Origin of the sequence: Acinetobacter sp. YH12039, assembly GCF_013420015.1 — a bacterium.
Lineage (GTDB): Bacteria > Pseudomonadota > Gammaproteobacteria > Pseudomonadales > Moraxellaceae > Acinetobacter > Acinetobacter amyesii.
In genome coordinates this window covers 145,339-161,705 of record NZ_VOZA01000003.1, presented here as the reverse complement: position 1 = coordinate 161,705, position 16,367 = coordinate 145,339, and the positions used below count along the sequence as shown (strand labels likewise).

At 43.8% G+C, this 16,367-nt stretch carries 11 protein-coding genes; 8 read left to right on the top strand and 3 right to left on the bottom strand.

The window, feature by feature from the left end; genetic code table 11:
- Positions 1 to 62: 62 nt before the first annotated feature.
- On the bottom strand, positions 63 to 3,833 hold the full coding sequence (locus FTT98_RS02800) for a UvrD-helicase domain-containing protein (protein ID WP_180176951.1): 3,771 nt from the start codon (positions 3,831 to 3,833) through the stop codon (positions 63 to 65).
- Entirely contained in the window at positions 3,830 to 7,603 is a 3,774-nt protein-coding gene (locus FTT98_RS02795; protein ID WP_180041033.1) for an exodeoxyribonuclease V subunit gamma, read from the bottom strand. Before FTT98_RS02795 ends, FTT98_RS02800 begins: the two co-directional genes overlap by 4 nt.
- Positions 7,604 to 7,782: 179 nt before the next feature.
- Between FTT98_RS02795 and FTT98_RS02790 the strand changes: the two genes are divergently transcribed.
- Complete coding sequence (locus FTT98_RS02790) at positions 7,783 to 8,304, top strand: hypothetical protein (protein ID WP_168377972.1); 522 nt, start codon at positions 7,783 to 7,785, stop codon at positions 8,302 to 8,304.
- 138 nt (positions 8,305 to 8,442) lie between these two features.
- Here FTT98_RS02790 and FTT98_RS02785 read toward each other — a convergent pair whose 3' ends face one another.
- Positions 8,443 to 9,861 (bottom strand): phosphate--AMP phosphotransferase, encoded by a 1,419-nt coding sequence (locus FTT98_RS02785; RefSeq protein WP_180041031.1) that lies wholly within the window; start codon positions 9,859 to 9,861, stop codon positions 8,443 to 8,445.
- Between the two features lie 205 nt (positions 9,862 to 10,066).
- On the opposite strand from FTT98_RS02785, the gene FTT98_RS02780 reads away from it, so the two are divergent.
- The 7 genes from FTT98_RS02780 to FTT98_RS02750 all read left to right on the top strand — a co-directional run bounded on the left by FTT98_RS02780 (position 10,067) and on the right by FTT98_RS02750 (position 16,367).
- Entirely contained in the window at positions 10,067 to 10,780 is a 714-nt protein-coding gene (locus FTT98_RS02780) for a hypothetical protein (RefSeq protein WP_180002883.1), read from the top strand.
- A 226-nt stretch (positions 10,781 to 11,006) separates the two neighbouring features.
- Complete coding sequence (ubiE, locus tag FTT98_RS02775) at positions 11,007 to 11,951, top strand: bifunctional demethylmenaquinone methyltransferase/2-methoxy-6-polyprenyl-1,4-benzoquinol methylase UbiE (protein ID WP_111885631.1); 945 nt, start codon at positions 11,007 to 11,009, stop codon at positions 11,949 to 11,951.
- A 16-nt stretch (positions 11,952 to 11,967) separates the two neighbouring features.
- Positions 11,968 to 12,636, top strand: coding sequence for an SCP2 domain-containing protein (locus tag FTT98_RS02770; RefSeq protein WP_180176950.1), 669 nt, complete (start codon positions 11,968 to 11,970; stop codon positions 12,634 to 12,636).
- 18 nt (positions 12,637 to 12,654) lie between these two features.
- Positions 12,655 to 14,274 (top strand): AarF/ABC1/UbiB kinase family protein, encoded by a 1,620-nt coding sequence (locus FTT98_RS02765; RefSeq protein WP_180041028.1) that lies wholly within the window; start codon positions 12,655 to 12,657, stop codon positions 14,272 to 14,274.
- A 112-nt stretch (positions 14,275 to 14,386) separates the two neighbouring features.
- Entirely contained in the window at positions 14,387 to 14,794 is a 408-nt protein-coding gene (locus FTT98_RS02760; RefSeq protein ID WP_180002878.1) for a hypothetical protein, read from the top strand.
- A 106-nt stretch (positions 14,795 to 14,900) separates the two neighbouring features.
- Positions 14,901 to 15,980 (top strand): patatin-like phospholipase family protein, encoded by a 1,080-nt coding sequence (locus tag FTT98_RS02755; protein WP_180002876.1) that lies wholly within the window; start codon positions 14,901 to 14,903, stop codon positions 15,978 to 15,980.
- 72 nt (positions 15,981 to 16,052) lie between these two features.
- The gene (locus tag FTT98_RS02750) at positions 16,053 to 16,367 is read left to right on the top strand and encodes a hypothetical protein (RefSeq protein WP_078189807.1); all 315 of its coding nucleotides are present in this window, start codon (positions 16,053 to 16,055) and stop codon (positions 16,365 to 16,367) included.

Sequence of the window (16,367 nt, the reverse complement as noted above, 5' to 3'; positions counted from 1 at the left end):
AAACTTATCCACAATGCAACTTATTGTTTCAGCGTGAATATTTTTATCTTTTTCGTGCTTATTCACGTTTTAGCCACAACCTTTTCGCTCAATATTGCATCGAGGTTTTGAATGAATGTATCCGCCGGCTTCCAGTGATATACCCCACGATCGGACTGTCCATCCATACCGCGAAGATACAAATAACTCGCCCCACCCAAATGCTGCTTCATGTCATAGTCTTTCATCACGGCTTTCAAATAACGATGTAGGGCCACCAAATATAAAGCCGCCTGCAACCAGTAACTAGAATGACTCATACTTTCTCGAATATAGGCATGATTATAATGTGCGGTCTGATCGCCTAAGAAATTACTTTTATAATCGGCAATGTGATAACGCTGACCATCATAATATACCAAGTCAATCGACCCCGTCAGATAGCGTGCTGTAAACACATCATTCAAATCTTGTATCCGTAAATCTGGCTCATTTAGGCTTTCAAATAGCATGCGTATTTTACGTATTGCCAATGCACGATCTGCCATACTTAAATGAAAGTCCATTTCTGAACGATATTCACCATCGTTTAACTGATGCAGGCTAAAACCATCATGCAACGGTGTATGAATGATTTGACTGTACCATTCCTGCATTTCTTCAATCAGTTCAGCTTCGTCTTGTTCAGGGTTCGCCGTTTGCCCAAACTGTTTAATCAAATTTTGCAATATTTGCGGCGAATCAAACTCAACATCACTATGAAAACGCGTTGCGATGGCTTTGGCCAACTTATCTTCTGGGGTGCTAAATCGAACTTTTTCCATCAACTTGTGCAAGAAACTTCCGGGCTTGGTTCCCTTTGGAAAGTGCCGTTTAATCCAACTAATTTTCTCTGCAGTTTCTGCTTCAATAATTTCAAGCTGTTCCACTTCATCGGCAGCACTGTCTTCTGGCTCGGTCACAACCGCTGCCAATTGGTCACGTTGTATATGTGTCTTATGTGCCGTACGCGTGAGCGCGGTAAAACTGGTGGTTTCCCGTGGATAAAAATGGCTGTTGGGAATTTCTTCCGCGTCTAATACAACAGTTTCAACCTGAGTCTGAGTCAAAATTGGTGGTGCTGCACGCAAAACATCAGCATCCACACTTTCTGTATGTTGGAACAGATCAGGTTCGCTTCCACGCCAAAAAGTCAGTCCTGAACGCGCTTCTGCCATTTGTTTCTTTTCTACTTCATGATGACGTAGCACGGCATAGACACGATAACTGGCACGGGTCAACGCCACGTACCACAAGCGATGATGCTCTGCTTCATTGCGCGCATCATTTTGTTGAATATCATCTTCGGGTAAGTCCGAAGACTTCACGGCAATCACACGTTCTAACCCAAGGCTTTTTTGCTGATTGTCTTTAAGGGAAAAATTCAAATTGCCTTTTTCACTTAAGCCTGCATTTGCTCCCAATAAAAATACACAACCAAACTCTAAGCCTTTGGATGCATGAATCGTCATCAGTTGCACCCCCAATTGCCCAGTCAATTTTCGCTCCTGGGTACTTTCATTATTGATGCCTAAATTGATTTGGCGAATAAACCATTGATAAAGCTTATGTGCACCTGTGTAATGTTCACTTTGCTGACTTAATAATTCTGCGATATGGCGTAAATTCACCACTGTGCGTTCATTATCTCGACTTTGCCCAGCCACCAAACGCGTCCACACCTGAAAGACCGTCATGCAGCTATTCCACGCGCTGCGGAATCCTTGCTCATTCCAAATTTGTCGAATCTGTTCGAGTTTTTCGATGATGTCGCTCAGTTCATCTGCCTGCTGTTCGAGTGCGACCAGTTGTTTCAGATCAAAACCCAATAAACGGCTCAGCAGCGCACGTTTCACCTTGGCTTCTTGATAGGGATTCAAAATCGCGGTCAGCAAAGCGGCTACATCTTGTGCGACGGAACTTTTATAGACACTGTCCCGAGATGCTTTATAACAAGGAACGCCGAGCTGCAATAAACATTGTTGCACTTGCTCTAAGTCGAAATGGTTTTGCCCCAAGACCGCAATATCGTTTGCTGTCAGTGCTCGCTGGGTATTGTTGTCTTGAAAATATAAATGTCCTTGCTGCGCTTGGTTGAGCAATGACTGAATCTGCCAAGCCACTTGCTCAGCTTCATTCAGCGTTTCATCCAAAGCCAACCAACGCAGAGGTTGTGGATTGACTTGATCATGATCAATCAACGGCGGATGCTCACGCTCACCTGCTTGAATCGGGGTGTATTCAACTTGCTCACCAAAGTCCGTTTGCCGATGAAACAAGGCATCCACCACTTCAACCAAGTTTTTGACTGAACGATGGTTTTTGTTCAAGGTATAACAACGTCCACCCTTGGTTTGAATATCATGACGCGCTTTACGATAGGTCAGCATGTCACCGCCACGGAATCCATAAATCGCCTGTTTGGGGTCGCCAACCATAATCATACAGCCCTGATGTAAGCGCTCCTTGACCCGCCAAATACTGGATAGCATGTCATCTTGATCTTGGTTGGTGTCTTGAAATTCATCGACTAAAATCAGCGGATATCGTGCCAAAACATGAGCGGCAAAACTGTCTTTCCCTGCTGCTGAGCTTTGCTGTAAGGCTTCCGACAAGGTCCGAATTTGTTGTGAAAAGGTGGTTTCCCCAGCGTGGGACAACACTTGAGGCAAACGCTTTTTAACTTCCTGTGCCAAATAAAAGTTTAGAAATTGTTCTGCTTGATTGATATGTTCATAAGCATTGAGCACCGCTCGGAGTTGTTGAACAAAAGCATGTTGATAAAATTCTTTTGAGATATCCGGCTGTTCTTCAACGACTTTGTCTTTAAAGACACGTGGCTTAAATTCAGTTTTATTCGGATCATAAAACAATGAGCGAATGGCTTTCATCGTCGGTTGTAACACGTCGGACTGGGTCAAAACCCCTTGGCTACCCGCAGCTTCAAAGTGCTGTAAAAACTCGGGAATGCGTGTGTTAAAGGTGACAAAAAATGCCCCTTTATTAAAACGTCGAGCGTCCACCAGGTTTTTATAATGACTTGCGGCATCAAAACACGCTGCAAGCTCTACACGAGCGGCAGGCAGCATTTGTGCAAGCTGATGACACATCGCTTCAAAATGCGCCAAGGCATTTTCGGGTAATTCAGGGACGCGTAAATCCACCGATGGGAAATTTAGACTTTCCTTTACCACGCCCAGATAATATTCAGGACCTTTCAACTGATGATTCAACATCAAATATTCAATCAAATGTGCAGGCTGCTGCTGGATCCAATCTCTTAATAAATCATGAATGATCCGTTCAATATGCAGGTCTTCATCATCACTGATTTGCACCTGTTCGATACGACCACTTTCAAAGGCAAATTCACGTAATAACTTTTGACTAAAGCTGTCTAAAGTTCCGACAAAGAGTTCTTCATATTGTTGTAAGACCACGTTCAGACGATTGTAGGCATAATCTAAGTGATGCCCATGATCTTTCAGCACTTGCTGATACAAGGGGTCACTCAAACTTTGCTGAAGTTCGGCCAACTCACCTTGAGATGCCGCGAGCAGGCCATAAATAAAGTCACGGGTTTCTTCAATCCGCAGCCGAACCCGCGCTTTGAGTTCCGCTGTAGCCTTACGTGTAAAGGTAGTGGCAATGACCTGATTCGGCATATAACGATCGAGAAAAATCCGCACCATCAGACTGGAAAGCGTATAGGTTTTACCAGTACCCGCAGAGGCTTCAATCCAGTGCAGTCCGGTAAAGCTCATGTCTGCAATCGGGTTGGTGGACATTTTCATCGCTTGCTGTGGCATATTCATTTTTTCACCTCAGGCTTGATGACATTAAGTTTTTTTAGGCCGTCATCCGCCTCGGTATCCATCACATGATATAAACGTTCTGCATAATAACGACAGGACAATGCCAGAAGTTCATCTGCCGCTTGTTGCTGTAAAATAAAGCTCCAATCACGATGGTGGCTATTGGCTTCATTCGACTCCAACTCCACTCCACCAAAACTATGATTTTTCAGCCATTCCTCTTGAAGCTTTGCAAAATTATCAGGCATGAGTTGGCCTGTTTCATTTTCCACCCAAGTGCATTTTTCTTGGCGAATTAAGGCAGCAGGCAGCACCACAGGACGTTTTTGTGCATGTTTCCACATCGCCACCCATTCACTGAGCTGCAGCTTGGCTTGTGCAGAGCTTAATCCACAACAGACTATGCTTTTATCATTACAAATCACTTCACGACGATACGTCGCGCCCTCATCGCCTAAGTCTAAATAGCTCAACCACAATAGATATTCGAGCCAGGTTTGCGTCTGACGCTTAGGCTTTGCCCCAGACGCCATACAGCTTAACCAATGCATACTCTGAGAGTCTTCAGGCACGGTGATACTCAGTATCAAATGCGGTTCAAGCTGTAAGTTTTGTAAGGTGGTCGCGGTTACACGGCGTCCATCCAAACGCTCTAATAACTGTGCCTGCTCTTGCAAACTGAGCTTCCAAGTCGCTATTTGACTATGTCCCACAGGCAGTACATCTTGGAACAAGGCCATATCCGGTTCAGTTGGAGTCGTAGAGTTCTGATCCTCAGCTTGATGGACACGAGAGGCAGGTTGCACATAATGCTTTTGCAATAAGTCACGGACATGATATTGCTGTAAACGGTCGAGCAATAAAGGCTCTTGCTGCGGCAATTGGTCACCAGTATAGACACTGGCCACGCCAAGCGTTTTCAAATATGCACGGGCAGGAAACACCACATCTTTAATCCATTCTTGACCATCTAAAACCCGTACTTCTTGCTCATCATGCACAGGATAATCACGGTTAATCCACGATTGGCGTTGTCCAGACTGATCTAAAATATGTTCCGCCACAGCAAACCATTGATCTTTATATCGTAAGTTTTTCGACTGCTGAAAACCCATCGGGTCAAAAGGCTGCAAAGGATAAATATGGTATAGCGGCTCGAGCTGCTGTGGAATGCGTAAGCCATCCAAATCCAGCATGACATCATGGGGTTGGTTCAATTGCTGCGGCTGAATCATCCGTGCGAGGAACTGGCTAAATTCATATATCACGGATGATGGCTCCCGACTTTCACCATCATTGACATCAAAGCCATTATAGAAAATCCACAAGGACTGTCGGGCAAATAACAAGGCATCTAAAAATGCACCTTTATCATCTTCCAAACGAGAGCGATCACCCAAAACCGGTTTAAACACATCCATCAAATCAAAAGGCACTTGCTGATCACGACGCGGAAATTTGCCGCTATCCATGTTCATTAACACCACCAATGAAAATGGGACTTGGCGGATTTTCCCCATGTCCGCAAAGGTCACTGATCCTGTCGGTTCGATCTGATCGGCAGAGCTATCGATGCCTTGTTGTATTTCTTTGAGCAGCAAAGATAATGGCAAATTAAAGCTGTTTGGGAGCGACTCAACTTTATCACTTTGGGCATTATGCAGACGTTGCGTCATCGCACGCATCACACTGCGAATGGTTTCAAATGCTCGACCACAGGCTTCCACAAAAGGCTTTAAATCTGCATCTAATTGTTGCAACCACACTTTGACAGTCTGTGTGCTGAGATTCGGATTGAGCCAATCTCGACGCGCACTGATATCTCGGTAGATCTGAATTAAAGTTTGAACCAACTCAAAATCACTACTCGACACCCCTGCAAAACTTAAGGTGTCCTCAAATACGGCATGTTGTGGTATCGCAATTCCTAAAGCTAAACGGTCTAATGCAAATTTAAAGGTATAACGATAATCTCGGTCTTGCTCGGACAAATAAGCCAACATGTGCTGTTCGTCTAAACCACGACGGAAACCAGCTTGAATCAGCAGTTCCATCATACGTTCCATTTGCACATGGTCGAGCTGATACAGTTCTTGCACCGCATTCAAATTCAGCCAATCATGAAAATCTTCTGCGGTAAAACGACCTTGGCTAATTTCAATGCGTCCAACGAAAGCTTGCCATGCATTTTGAATATCTTGGCTGACCACCCCTGCAATTTTGACTGGGATATAAGGTAAATCCACCGCACTGCGTCCCATGCCACGAGTCGTCGAAAAGACCGTCCGAATATGCGGTTCAAGCTCTTTTAAATTTGGCACCAAGACCAAGATATCACTCGGATGGCGTGGCTCCTGTTCCGTGCCCTCGGCCAACCAATGTACCAACTGCTCACGTAAAACCTCTAATTGACGCAGGCTAGAATGACAGACATGAAATTGAATCGATTCATCTGAACCCGCGAGTGCATATTGATGCTGCTTGGGTTCTTCTAGGGTCATGATGTCATATTGAATTTGAGCGAGCAGCGTTGTCGGCTCGGTGTCTGGAAAAATATCTTCCCAACCTTCGCCACCAGACATATTCACCAATAATGCAAAGTTATCCCGCGCACGTTTACCTAAACGCGTCAGTAATGAATGCTGAGATTCACGAAATTCGGCATTGGTCGTACTCAGATAGGCCTGAATTTGTGCCGTGCTGACATTGGGATTTCGCTCAATATAACGCTGTTGTAATTTCAAGTTATAACGATCTTTCCATACGGGATCGACCATGTCTGCCCAATACTCACGCGATGGGTTGAAATACAACAGATGCACTTCGGTATACGCTGCCAAGCGATATAAAAATTTCAGTTGTGCAGGGGGTAATTCTAAGGTCGTAAAGACGAAAATCTGTTCAGGCAAACCGTTATAGGTTTGGTGACGCTCATCATCATCCTCAGCATCCAAATCAAATTGCTGCTGCCGATTTTGCTCAGCATGCGCCAAGGCAAACCAAAATTTATTGTCTATTTCCTGACGGTCATTAAAGTCTTTTTGGAATACTTGATGCCACAGCCAACGCTGCCAATGCTCCAGTTGTCGAGCCTGAGTCGGTAGATATTCATCAGCTTGTTCAGGTTTCAGACCTGTAAGTTGCATAATATTTAACGGCTGGTTATAACTCCACGCTTTTAGCCAGTCAGTATCGCAATGTGGACAAACCCAGTGCTCAACACCTTCATCTGGGGTATGAATACAACTGCCACGAAAGGCCATGTAGTTGGTAAAAAGCCGAGTGACTTGAGCAGCGATCCAGTACAACATTTCTTGCCGCTTTTGCTCACGTTTTTTTCGATCTGAGAGCTGTGCTGTGCTGTCAAAAATACGCTGAACTAAGGGCTGAACATCTGTCGGAATCTGTGCTGCATCAAACTGATCAGCTGCAATAAAAACCGCTAAAGCATTATAAATACGCCATTGCATAATCAACGGCGGCATGTTGATACCTTTAATCCGCTCTCGGTCTTGTTTATTCGGCAAGGCCCAATCGTAGGCTTTCCACTGCAACCCTAAAATTTTACGATGATGCTTAATATTGGCACTAATACTGATTTTTTCAGCAATTTGTTTTTCTAACCATGCAGCAATGGCTTGATCGGGCACCACGATATGTCGTTCTTGCAAGACGGACAAAGCATTGGTCGATTGATTCGATTTCAATTTTTCGATTAGACAATCCACCAAAACTTCGATTCGTTGACTTTGAATTACATGTATTGCCATGGATTACCTTTACAGCCTGAGTGACCAACTACTACAAAACAACAATGATTATTTACTATACATCTTGGGCTGTCTATGCGACTTTGACAAGAGAATAGATTGCAAAAAATGCTTTTAAACAAGTATCTTAATGATACTTTATGAGAAAAAAACCAATCCAGTATCAAGGGTATCTGCTTATGAAAATTGATAACATTCCTGATTCCATCGACCCTAACTTAAATCTGGACATTATTCGCGCTGAATGCTTAGAGCTCGTCAAAAAACGTGCTTATTTTTCAGCAGGTGCAGCTATTATTCCTGTGCCATTTTTGGATGTGGTGATTGACGTCGGAATTTTGTCACAGCTCATTCCAGAAATTAATGCGCGTTTTGGTTTAGCGCCAGATCAAATTAGTGTGTATGATCCGAAAACCAAACAAATTCATTGGACAGAACTGCGTAAACGTGGTGTCGAATTTTCTGGTTTAGTGGTTGCACGAACCGCGATGAAAAAATCGCTAAATAACATTGCAGCAAAATATATTACCAAACAAGTGACTAAATTTATTCCATTAGGTGGACAATTGGTAGCAGCCAGTTTGGGTTATATTGTGATGAAAAAAGTCGCTGAAACCCATGTAGAAGAAAGCTACCAATTGGCGAAGCGTATTCAACAGAAATTTCCGAACCAACCTGTCCCAACGCCGAACAATGTTTAACGGAGCGATGTCTAGCAAATCTATAAGATTTAAGAATCAAAGTGATCTAAACCATAGATCTAAAGATTAAGTAGATCTGAAAATGAGCGAGTTTTGAAAATGAAAAAAGCCACGAATATCGTGGCTTTTTTCATGCATTCAATCTGCTTTCAATTGCGCTAAGATCGTCTCTAATACCTGTAAGCGCGCACTATGTTTGTCATTGGTCGCGATCACATGCCACGGCGCATATTCTGTATCCGTACGTTGCAACATATCTGCCGCAGCTTTGAGATAATCATCCCAACGGTCGCGATTCCGCCAGTCATCTGGAGTAATTTTAAAACGCTTATGCGCGGTTACTTCTCGAGCTTTAAACCGTGCAGCTTGCTCATCCTTTCCAATGGCTAACCAGAACTTGATGACAACCGTTTGACTGTCATATAGATCCTTTTCAAAACGGTTGATTTCATCATAGGCCCTCTGCCATTCAACCGTATTGGCAAAGCCTTCAATCCGCTCTACCAAAACGCGACCATACCAACTGCGGTCAAAAATCGTGATCTTTTCTTCAGGGAGAATTTTATTCCAAAAGCGCCATAAATACGGACGGCGCAGCTCATATTTTTCGGGTGCTGCAATGGTATGAATTTCATATTCGCGTGGGTCCAACTTTTTGACGATGCGTTTAATTGCCCCGCCTTTCCCTGCGGCATCCATCCCTTCAAACACGATCACCACATTGCGTGAATCAAAACGTAAAGCTTCAGCCACCTTGCGGCTTAATTTTTTTAATTCTTTTTTATAATCAGCTTCATCAGCGACGGCAGTGCTGGGTTCCAATAACGCCTGTGGGGTTTTGGCTTGTTTCCAGCGCCCCACCGCCGTGGTTTCATGTGTTGGACAATGTTTTAAGGTCCGTAAAATATGCTGTGCAAATTGTTGATCACGGACTTGCTCATCTTCACAGTCGATGATGACCCAGTCATGGCTAAAACGCTGACGTAAACGTTGTAGGTTGTCATATTGCTTTTTATTGCGCCAATCTAAACCATGCAATTTATGCCAACGCGCTTCACTCGGGTCCATTTCATCCAAACGTTTTTGTAAGGATTTCCACGATAAATCGAACCAGACTTTAATCACATCGACATGATTATTTTTTAGGTCTTGTTCATAGGCTCGCATGTTCTCGACATATTCATCAAATAAGGTTTCATCCAAAGGCTTCGACACATGCATAGCGGTACTGAGCAAATCACTGTACCAGTTTCCAAACATCACCATAATTTGCCCTTCGGCAGGAATAAACCGTGCATAAGACTGCCAAAAGGTTTGTTTTTGATTAAACATGATCGGGGCATCCGCTTTCACCCTTAAGTAGCGTGGATCGACCCATTCGCGGAGCTGTTTGACAGCCTCTCCCTTACCCGCAAGCTCGATTCCACTCACTAAAATCAACATGCTTTTGGCATTGGGCTGACGGCTGGTATTTTTCAGTTGATACTGCGCTTCAATCAGCTCAACCGAGAGTTGTTCTTCATCCATCAATTGAAATTCTGTTTCTTTTAAGCTCATGGCGGACCCTTGGTTTTATTCTGTTTTGAGTATAACCATGCCCTTCACCCCACAACAATGCTTTCATGTATATGCTGAAATGGAAAATATGACCGTTTCTGCAACAAACTGACTCAGATTGACCTGTAATTTCGTCACTTTGTCATAGCCCTAAGCTCCAACACCCACTAAGATTCAAACATCTAAAAAATAATTGAGACACTCAATGTCCAAACTTGCAGTATTAGATGATTTACTTGAACTGTATTACCAGTTGAACTACCACAAAAAGCCAGAAATTTTACAGCGTTTACAAGATGTCCAGCAGTGGCAAAAACAACGTATGCAACGCACACATGCCGTACAATTTGCTGAAAAACACAATGTGCTGATGTCTGAATATTTTATTAATCGTTTATATGGCGGTCCTGATTTTGATGCATTAGCAGCACAAATTGCTCGTCTCACGCGCTATGCACACAAAGCTGAAAAATTGATTCCAGACAATGCCATAAAGACTGGTACTTCGGGCGTTCAACTTGCCATTTTAGCCGTACAGCTTGATGAACAAGTGGCCATGCAATTATTAGAAGATTATCCATCCAATCTGCCCTTAACCGATGAAATGATGCGCCAGACTTATCTTAAGCTCGATCAGGGCAAGGACCGTATGTTACAGCTGCAACTATTGGACGATTTAGGTCGTAATTTAGATAAATATATGCGCTCATTTATGGTCTATACCGCCTTTAAGATGTGCAAAGGTGCAGCAATAAAATATAACTTCGAAGTGATGTATGACTTTATGCAAGATGGCTTTCTCGCAATGAAACCACTTAAGTCAGCAGAAAAATTTGTGCGTGAATTTACCACTGTAGAACGTCAAATCATTGACCGTGTACATGCTGGAGACCCGAACCCGTTTCAGCCTGCGACCTAACAAAATTATCATCCCCATTCAGCCCACATTTGATATAAAACAAACAGGGCGTTCAAGGCTGAATTCAGATTTTTTATAGGGGTTTTGCAAAGCAATTACAGCAGCCCCTTATTTTTTCTGTATATTATTCACAACAAATGCAAATGACTGCTGTATAACAACAGAGAATCTGTCATCATGCTTACAAAGCAACATTAACCCTATTTATAAGTTAGGAGTGACTCTAATGTCTAACGAGAATCAAACGCCTGCCCCTACACCTGAGTCGGCACAAAATACAGACAAAGCGAGTCCATTCTTAACTGAACCTTTACCACAAGGGACAGCGCAAGGTCAGCAACAATCTTTAGAACAACGTCTGACCGACACACCTGTGACAGGTTCAGTACCCAAATATAATCTGCCACGTGGCGCGAACACAGGTAATGTTGGGCCAACCACACACTTTGGTTATCAGACCGTGAGCAGCGAAGACAAAGCGCAAAAAGTCGCGGAAGTTTTCCACTCAGTGGCTGCAAAATACGACATCATGAATGATTTAATGTCATTTGGTATTCACCGTCTATGGAAACGTTTTGCCATTAACATGTCAGGTGTTCGTCGCGGTCAGCACGTACTGGATATTGCAGGCGGTACAGGCGACCTTGCCAAAGTGTTCAGTCGTGAAGTTGGTCCGACAGGTCATGTGGTGCTTTCAGACATTAACGAATCGATGCTCAATGTCGGTCGTGACCGCCTCATTGATGCTGGTTGTACCAATGTCGATTTCGTTTTGGCCAATGCTGAAACTTTAGAACCTTTTGCAGACAACAGTTTTGACCTATTAACCATTTCATTTGGTCTACGTAATGTGACTGACAAAGATGCTGCTCTTGCTGCAATGTACCGCGTTCTTAAGCCAGGTGGTCGTTTACTGATTTTAGAATTCTCTAAACCGGTATTTGAACCATTCTCAAAACTGTATGATTTGTACTCATTCACTGCATTACCAATTATGGGAAAAATCGTAGCAAATGACTCTGAAAGTTATAAATACCTTGCAGAATCAATTCGTATGCACCCAGACCAACGTACGCTTAAAGGTATGATGGAAAATGCGGGCTTCCAAAACTGTGATTACCACAACTTAACGGGTGGTATCGTGGCTGTACACCGTGGTTTCAAACTTTAATACTGCAGGCTGAACTATGTGGTCGATTCTCGCACTTGGTGCAGTTGAACGCTTAATTCATCATGTCATTGATTTGGATGCTATTACTCGCATCCAACTGAATGAATTGCAAGGCAAAATGCTTCGTGTGGTGATCGACTCACCACAGCTGTCGGTGGATGTGTTTTTTGATGATCATAAAGTTCGCTTAGAACCGACGCCAACAGGACATACTGAAACTGCATCCATCTTTGAGCAACGCCCTTTCGAGCAGCAGTCAAACATAACTGAAGCAACGGCGACCTTACATATCAAAACGGTCGTCGAGCTCCTCAAACTGCTGTTGGCTGAAGATGTCGGCAATATTCCATTGCAAGGTGATTATCACTTATTGCAGGATATCCAGCGCATTATGCAGCAAGCTGAGCCTGATTTAGCTTCGCATCTAAGCCCTTGGATTGGTCCAAGCCTTGCGCATGAAATTGCTAAGTTACAACTTGCACCCAAACATCTCAAACGTACTTTACAAAGCCATTTGTTCTTTGCTGAAGACGCGTTAAAAGAAGATTCAGGCTTGCTTGCCCCACGCTGGCAAATGGATGACCTGAATCAAGACACCCGAATTTTGAATCAAAATCTGGACCGTGCAGAAGCAAAAATTCAGCAGCTGCACAGCCAAATTGACTCATTACAAGACAACACTTAAGACTAGGTAATTGCATATATGATTCCGCACGTTTCACGTTTACTCGACCTTTGGCGCATTGCTGCGCACTATAGACTCGACACGTTGTTTCCTGCGGAAGAATTACCGGAAAAAGCCCGTCATATTCTTTCTCTCATTCGCATGCACCCTGCGGCATGGTCAAGCCGCGAGCGAAAAAATCCGCTCAAGCTCAAACAAGCTTTAGAAGAGATGGGCCCGCTGGCCATTAAAATGGGGCAATTACTGTCTACCCGTCGTGATTTGATTCCACCTGAAGTTTTACAGCAATTGGTGCTTCTACAAGACCGTGTAAAACCTTTTTCGAATGACGTTGCCAAAATGCGCATTCAGGAATCACTTAAAGCCGATGTTAATACCTTATTTGCACGCTTTGACGAGCAACCATTAGCCGCAGCATCTATTGCACAAGTGCATACTGCTGCCCTGCATGATGGTCGCGAAGTCGTGGTGAAAGTGACTCGCCCGAATATTCGCAATCAAATTCTGCATGATTTTGAAATATTAGAGTGGCTTGGTCAGTTCCTTGAAAAACGCCTAGAAGCCGCTCGTGCCCTGCATCTGTCCGAAATTATTCAGGACTACCGTCAAATTATTCTCAATGAATTGGATTTGACTTTAGAAGCGGATAACACACGTCGTATGCGTCATTACTTCACCGGTTCAAGCATGATGTACGTGCCTGAGGTCTATATGGACAGCCGTGATGTCATGGTCGAAGAACGTATTACCGGTGTGCCGATTTCTGATATTGCGACCTTTGATCGCTTGCGCATGGATCGTAAAGATTTAGCCGAAAAAGGGCTCACCATTTTCTTTACCCAAGTGTTCCGCGACAACTTCTTTCATGCAGACATGCATCCGGGGAATGTCTTCGTCGAAACCATCAATCCAAGCAATCCACGCTTTATTGCACTGGACTGCGCGATTATGGGTGAGCTTTCAAAGCACGACCAAATGACCGTAGCACGCATGCTGCTTGCGGTTATGAACAGCGATTTTATGCAGCTGATTCAAATCGTGCATCAAGCGGGTTGGATTCCACCGGGTACAGATCAAGATGCCTTAGCACGTGAAATGCGTCGCACTGTGGGCCCAATGGTCTCTAAACCAATGCATGAATTGGACTTCGCCGGCATCCTGATTCAAGTGATGGATATTGCGCGTCGTTTCCATTTAGAGATTCCGCCACAACTGATGCTTTTACTAAAAACTTTAGTGCATGTGGAAGGTTTAGGAACTGATCTCTATCCTGAATTGGATATTTGGAGTTTGGCAAAACCAATCCTCACCGATTGGATTAAAGCGCAAATGAATCCGCAGAAAAACTTAAAAGAACTCGGACAAAAAATTCCAGACTTACTTTTAGGTGCGCAAGATTTACCAACGCTGATGATCGACAGTCTGAATGGTTTAAAAAATCAGTCGGCTTGGCATGCCAAACAACTGAATGAACTGCAAAGCATGCGCTTGCAAATGGAACATCAGCAAAAACGTAGTTGGGTTTTTGGCAGTATTATGGCCATCTTCCTCTCCATCGCGATAATTGCGCCATGGTATGTTTCCATCGTATTAATTGCACTTTCAAGCTTACTTTCCATTTGGCGTGTGTTTAAATAATCTGTGTTTAAATGATCTTGATGTATCCATAGCTCCTTTAAGCCTTTTGACAATAAAAGGCTTAAAGCCATAAAAACAAAAAAATTCAAAAATTTGAATAAGGCTGAACGCCATGTCATACAGTTATTTAGGGGTACTGTATAGTCGAAATCCACTCCGAGCATGTGCAACGGCCTTGCTGTATAGTTTTTCGACCCTGCTCGATGTGCTAGTTCAATTAAATATGCACATGCCTTTCCTAAACTGGCAACCGACAGCCAACACCACCCTGTATCGGATGCAGCATAGCGCTACATTTTGGTGGATCATTCTCTTTAATGCACTTCCCTGTTTATTCCTACTTTGTTTGCCACAGCAAAAGCTGATGGCGGGGTTAAATTATTGGTTATTAGCTGGGGCCGTGATTTTTATCATTAACCTATTTGCTTGGGCGGTCTTTCCAATGGCGACATGGGCAATCGTCTGCCTCAGTTTGTTTCAATTGCATCGGCATAACGAACAACTATTACAGCATTCCTGAGAGACGCCCTGATATGACTGAGAAGTCATTTGTCGGAAGTTTCAGCCATTGGGTCTGTGCAAAAACGCACTAGAATAATTCTACGACTGTATTTTAAGCGACTACCATGACTCAAATTTTGCAAAAAAGACCGCCTGCGCTCAATATCCGTGCTGGCCATTTAGCCCGCCAACTGATTGAACAAGAGGGTTTAAACGCTGCTCAAGTGGATATCCTGCCCGGTGCTGCGGGTGGTCCGAAAGGCATTGGTATTCAAGGTTTAGATCAGGCGATTTTTGCTGACTTTTTGCCACGCGCGCAACAAAAGCGTACTTTAATTGGTTCATCGATTGGCAGTTGGCGCTTTGCCAGTATTGCTGCTTGGGGAGCCATTGAAGGGACGAAACGCCTCTCTGAGCTGTATACCAATCTGAGCTTTCATAAAAAGATGAGCCGTCAAGAAGTCAGCGATGTGTGTCGTGGCATGCTGATCGATTTGATTCAAGGTCAAGAAGCGGCACTGGTTAATCACCCGGATTATCACCTCACTGTGCTTTCAGTCAAAGCTCAGCATATTTTCCAAAGTGATAAAGCCCTGCCTCTGTTAGCCTCTGTCGCAGGGATCGTGGGCACGACAGCGCTCGCACGTAAACACAGTCGTTATTTCATGCAGCGTGTAATTAGTCAGCCTGTGTCAGGTCATCAATTTACCGTGGCGGATGATGGCTTTACCACGCATTACCATGCATTGACTCAAGACAGTGTCATGCCGTGGCTTATGGCTTCTGCATCTATTCCCGGTGTCATGGCCGCGATACGTGATATCCCTGATGCGCCACAAGGCAGTTACCGCGATGGCGGCCTGATTGACTATCATATTGACCTACCCTTCCAAAGTCAGGGCATCGTGCTGTATCCACATTTCACGGATAGCATCACCCCAGGTTGGTTTGATAAATTATTTAAACGCCAAGCCAATCCTGAAAATCAGGCGCGTACCCTGTTACTGTCACCTTCACAAGAATACCTTGCAAGCTTGCCGCTTGGCCGACTGCCTGACCGTAAAGACTTTACCCTCAAAGGCTTAGACAACCAACAACGCATTAAAATGTGGAATCAATGTGTGGCTGAAAGTCAGCGTATGGGCGATGAGTTTTTGGAGTTGGTTGAAAAGCAACATTTCCCAGCAGTCATGCAAGCACTCTGAGCGTTACAGTAATCTCTTGCGAGGGACGCTATAATCCTATTTCAAAATTTTGAGCTTATTTAGTATAGATTTATGCGGATATTTTTAACTGTTTTGCAGTATGCCTGCATCGCTTTTGCACTTTTCCTTGTTTATCAAGTGTCAACCGCCTTGATCAGCGGCCAATACGATTTAATGGAAGTGGTGGCAGATGTTGGTACGATTTTAATTTGTATCGATTTGGCGGTGTTTTTATTTACCAGTAATGCAAAACAAGGCATTAGTATTGAAGACTATGCGAAACAATTGGAACAAAAGCCGTCAAAATTGGTATATGTCACCCGTAAATTGGGACACTTCGGTATTTTGCTGATCATTACCAGTTGGATTGTACCGATGATTCGCTAA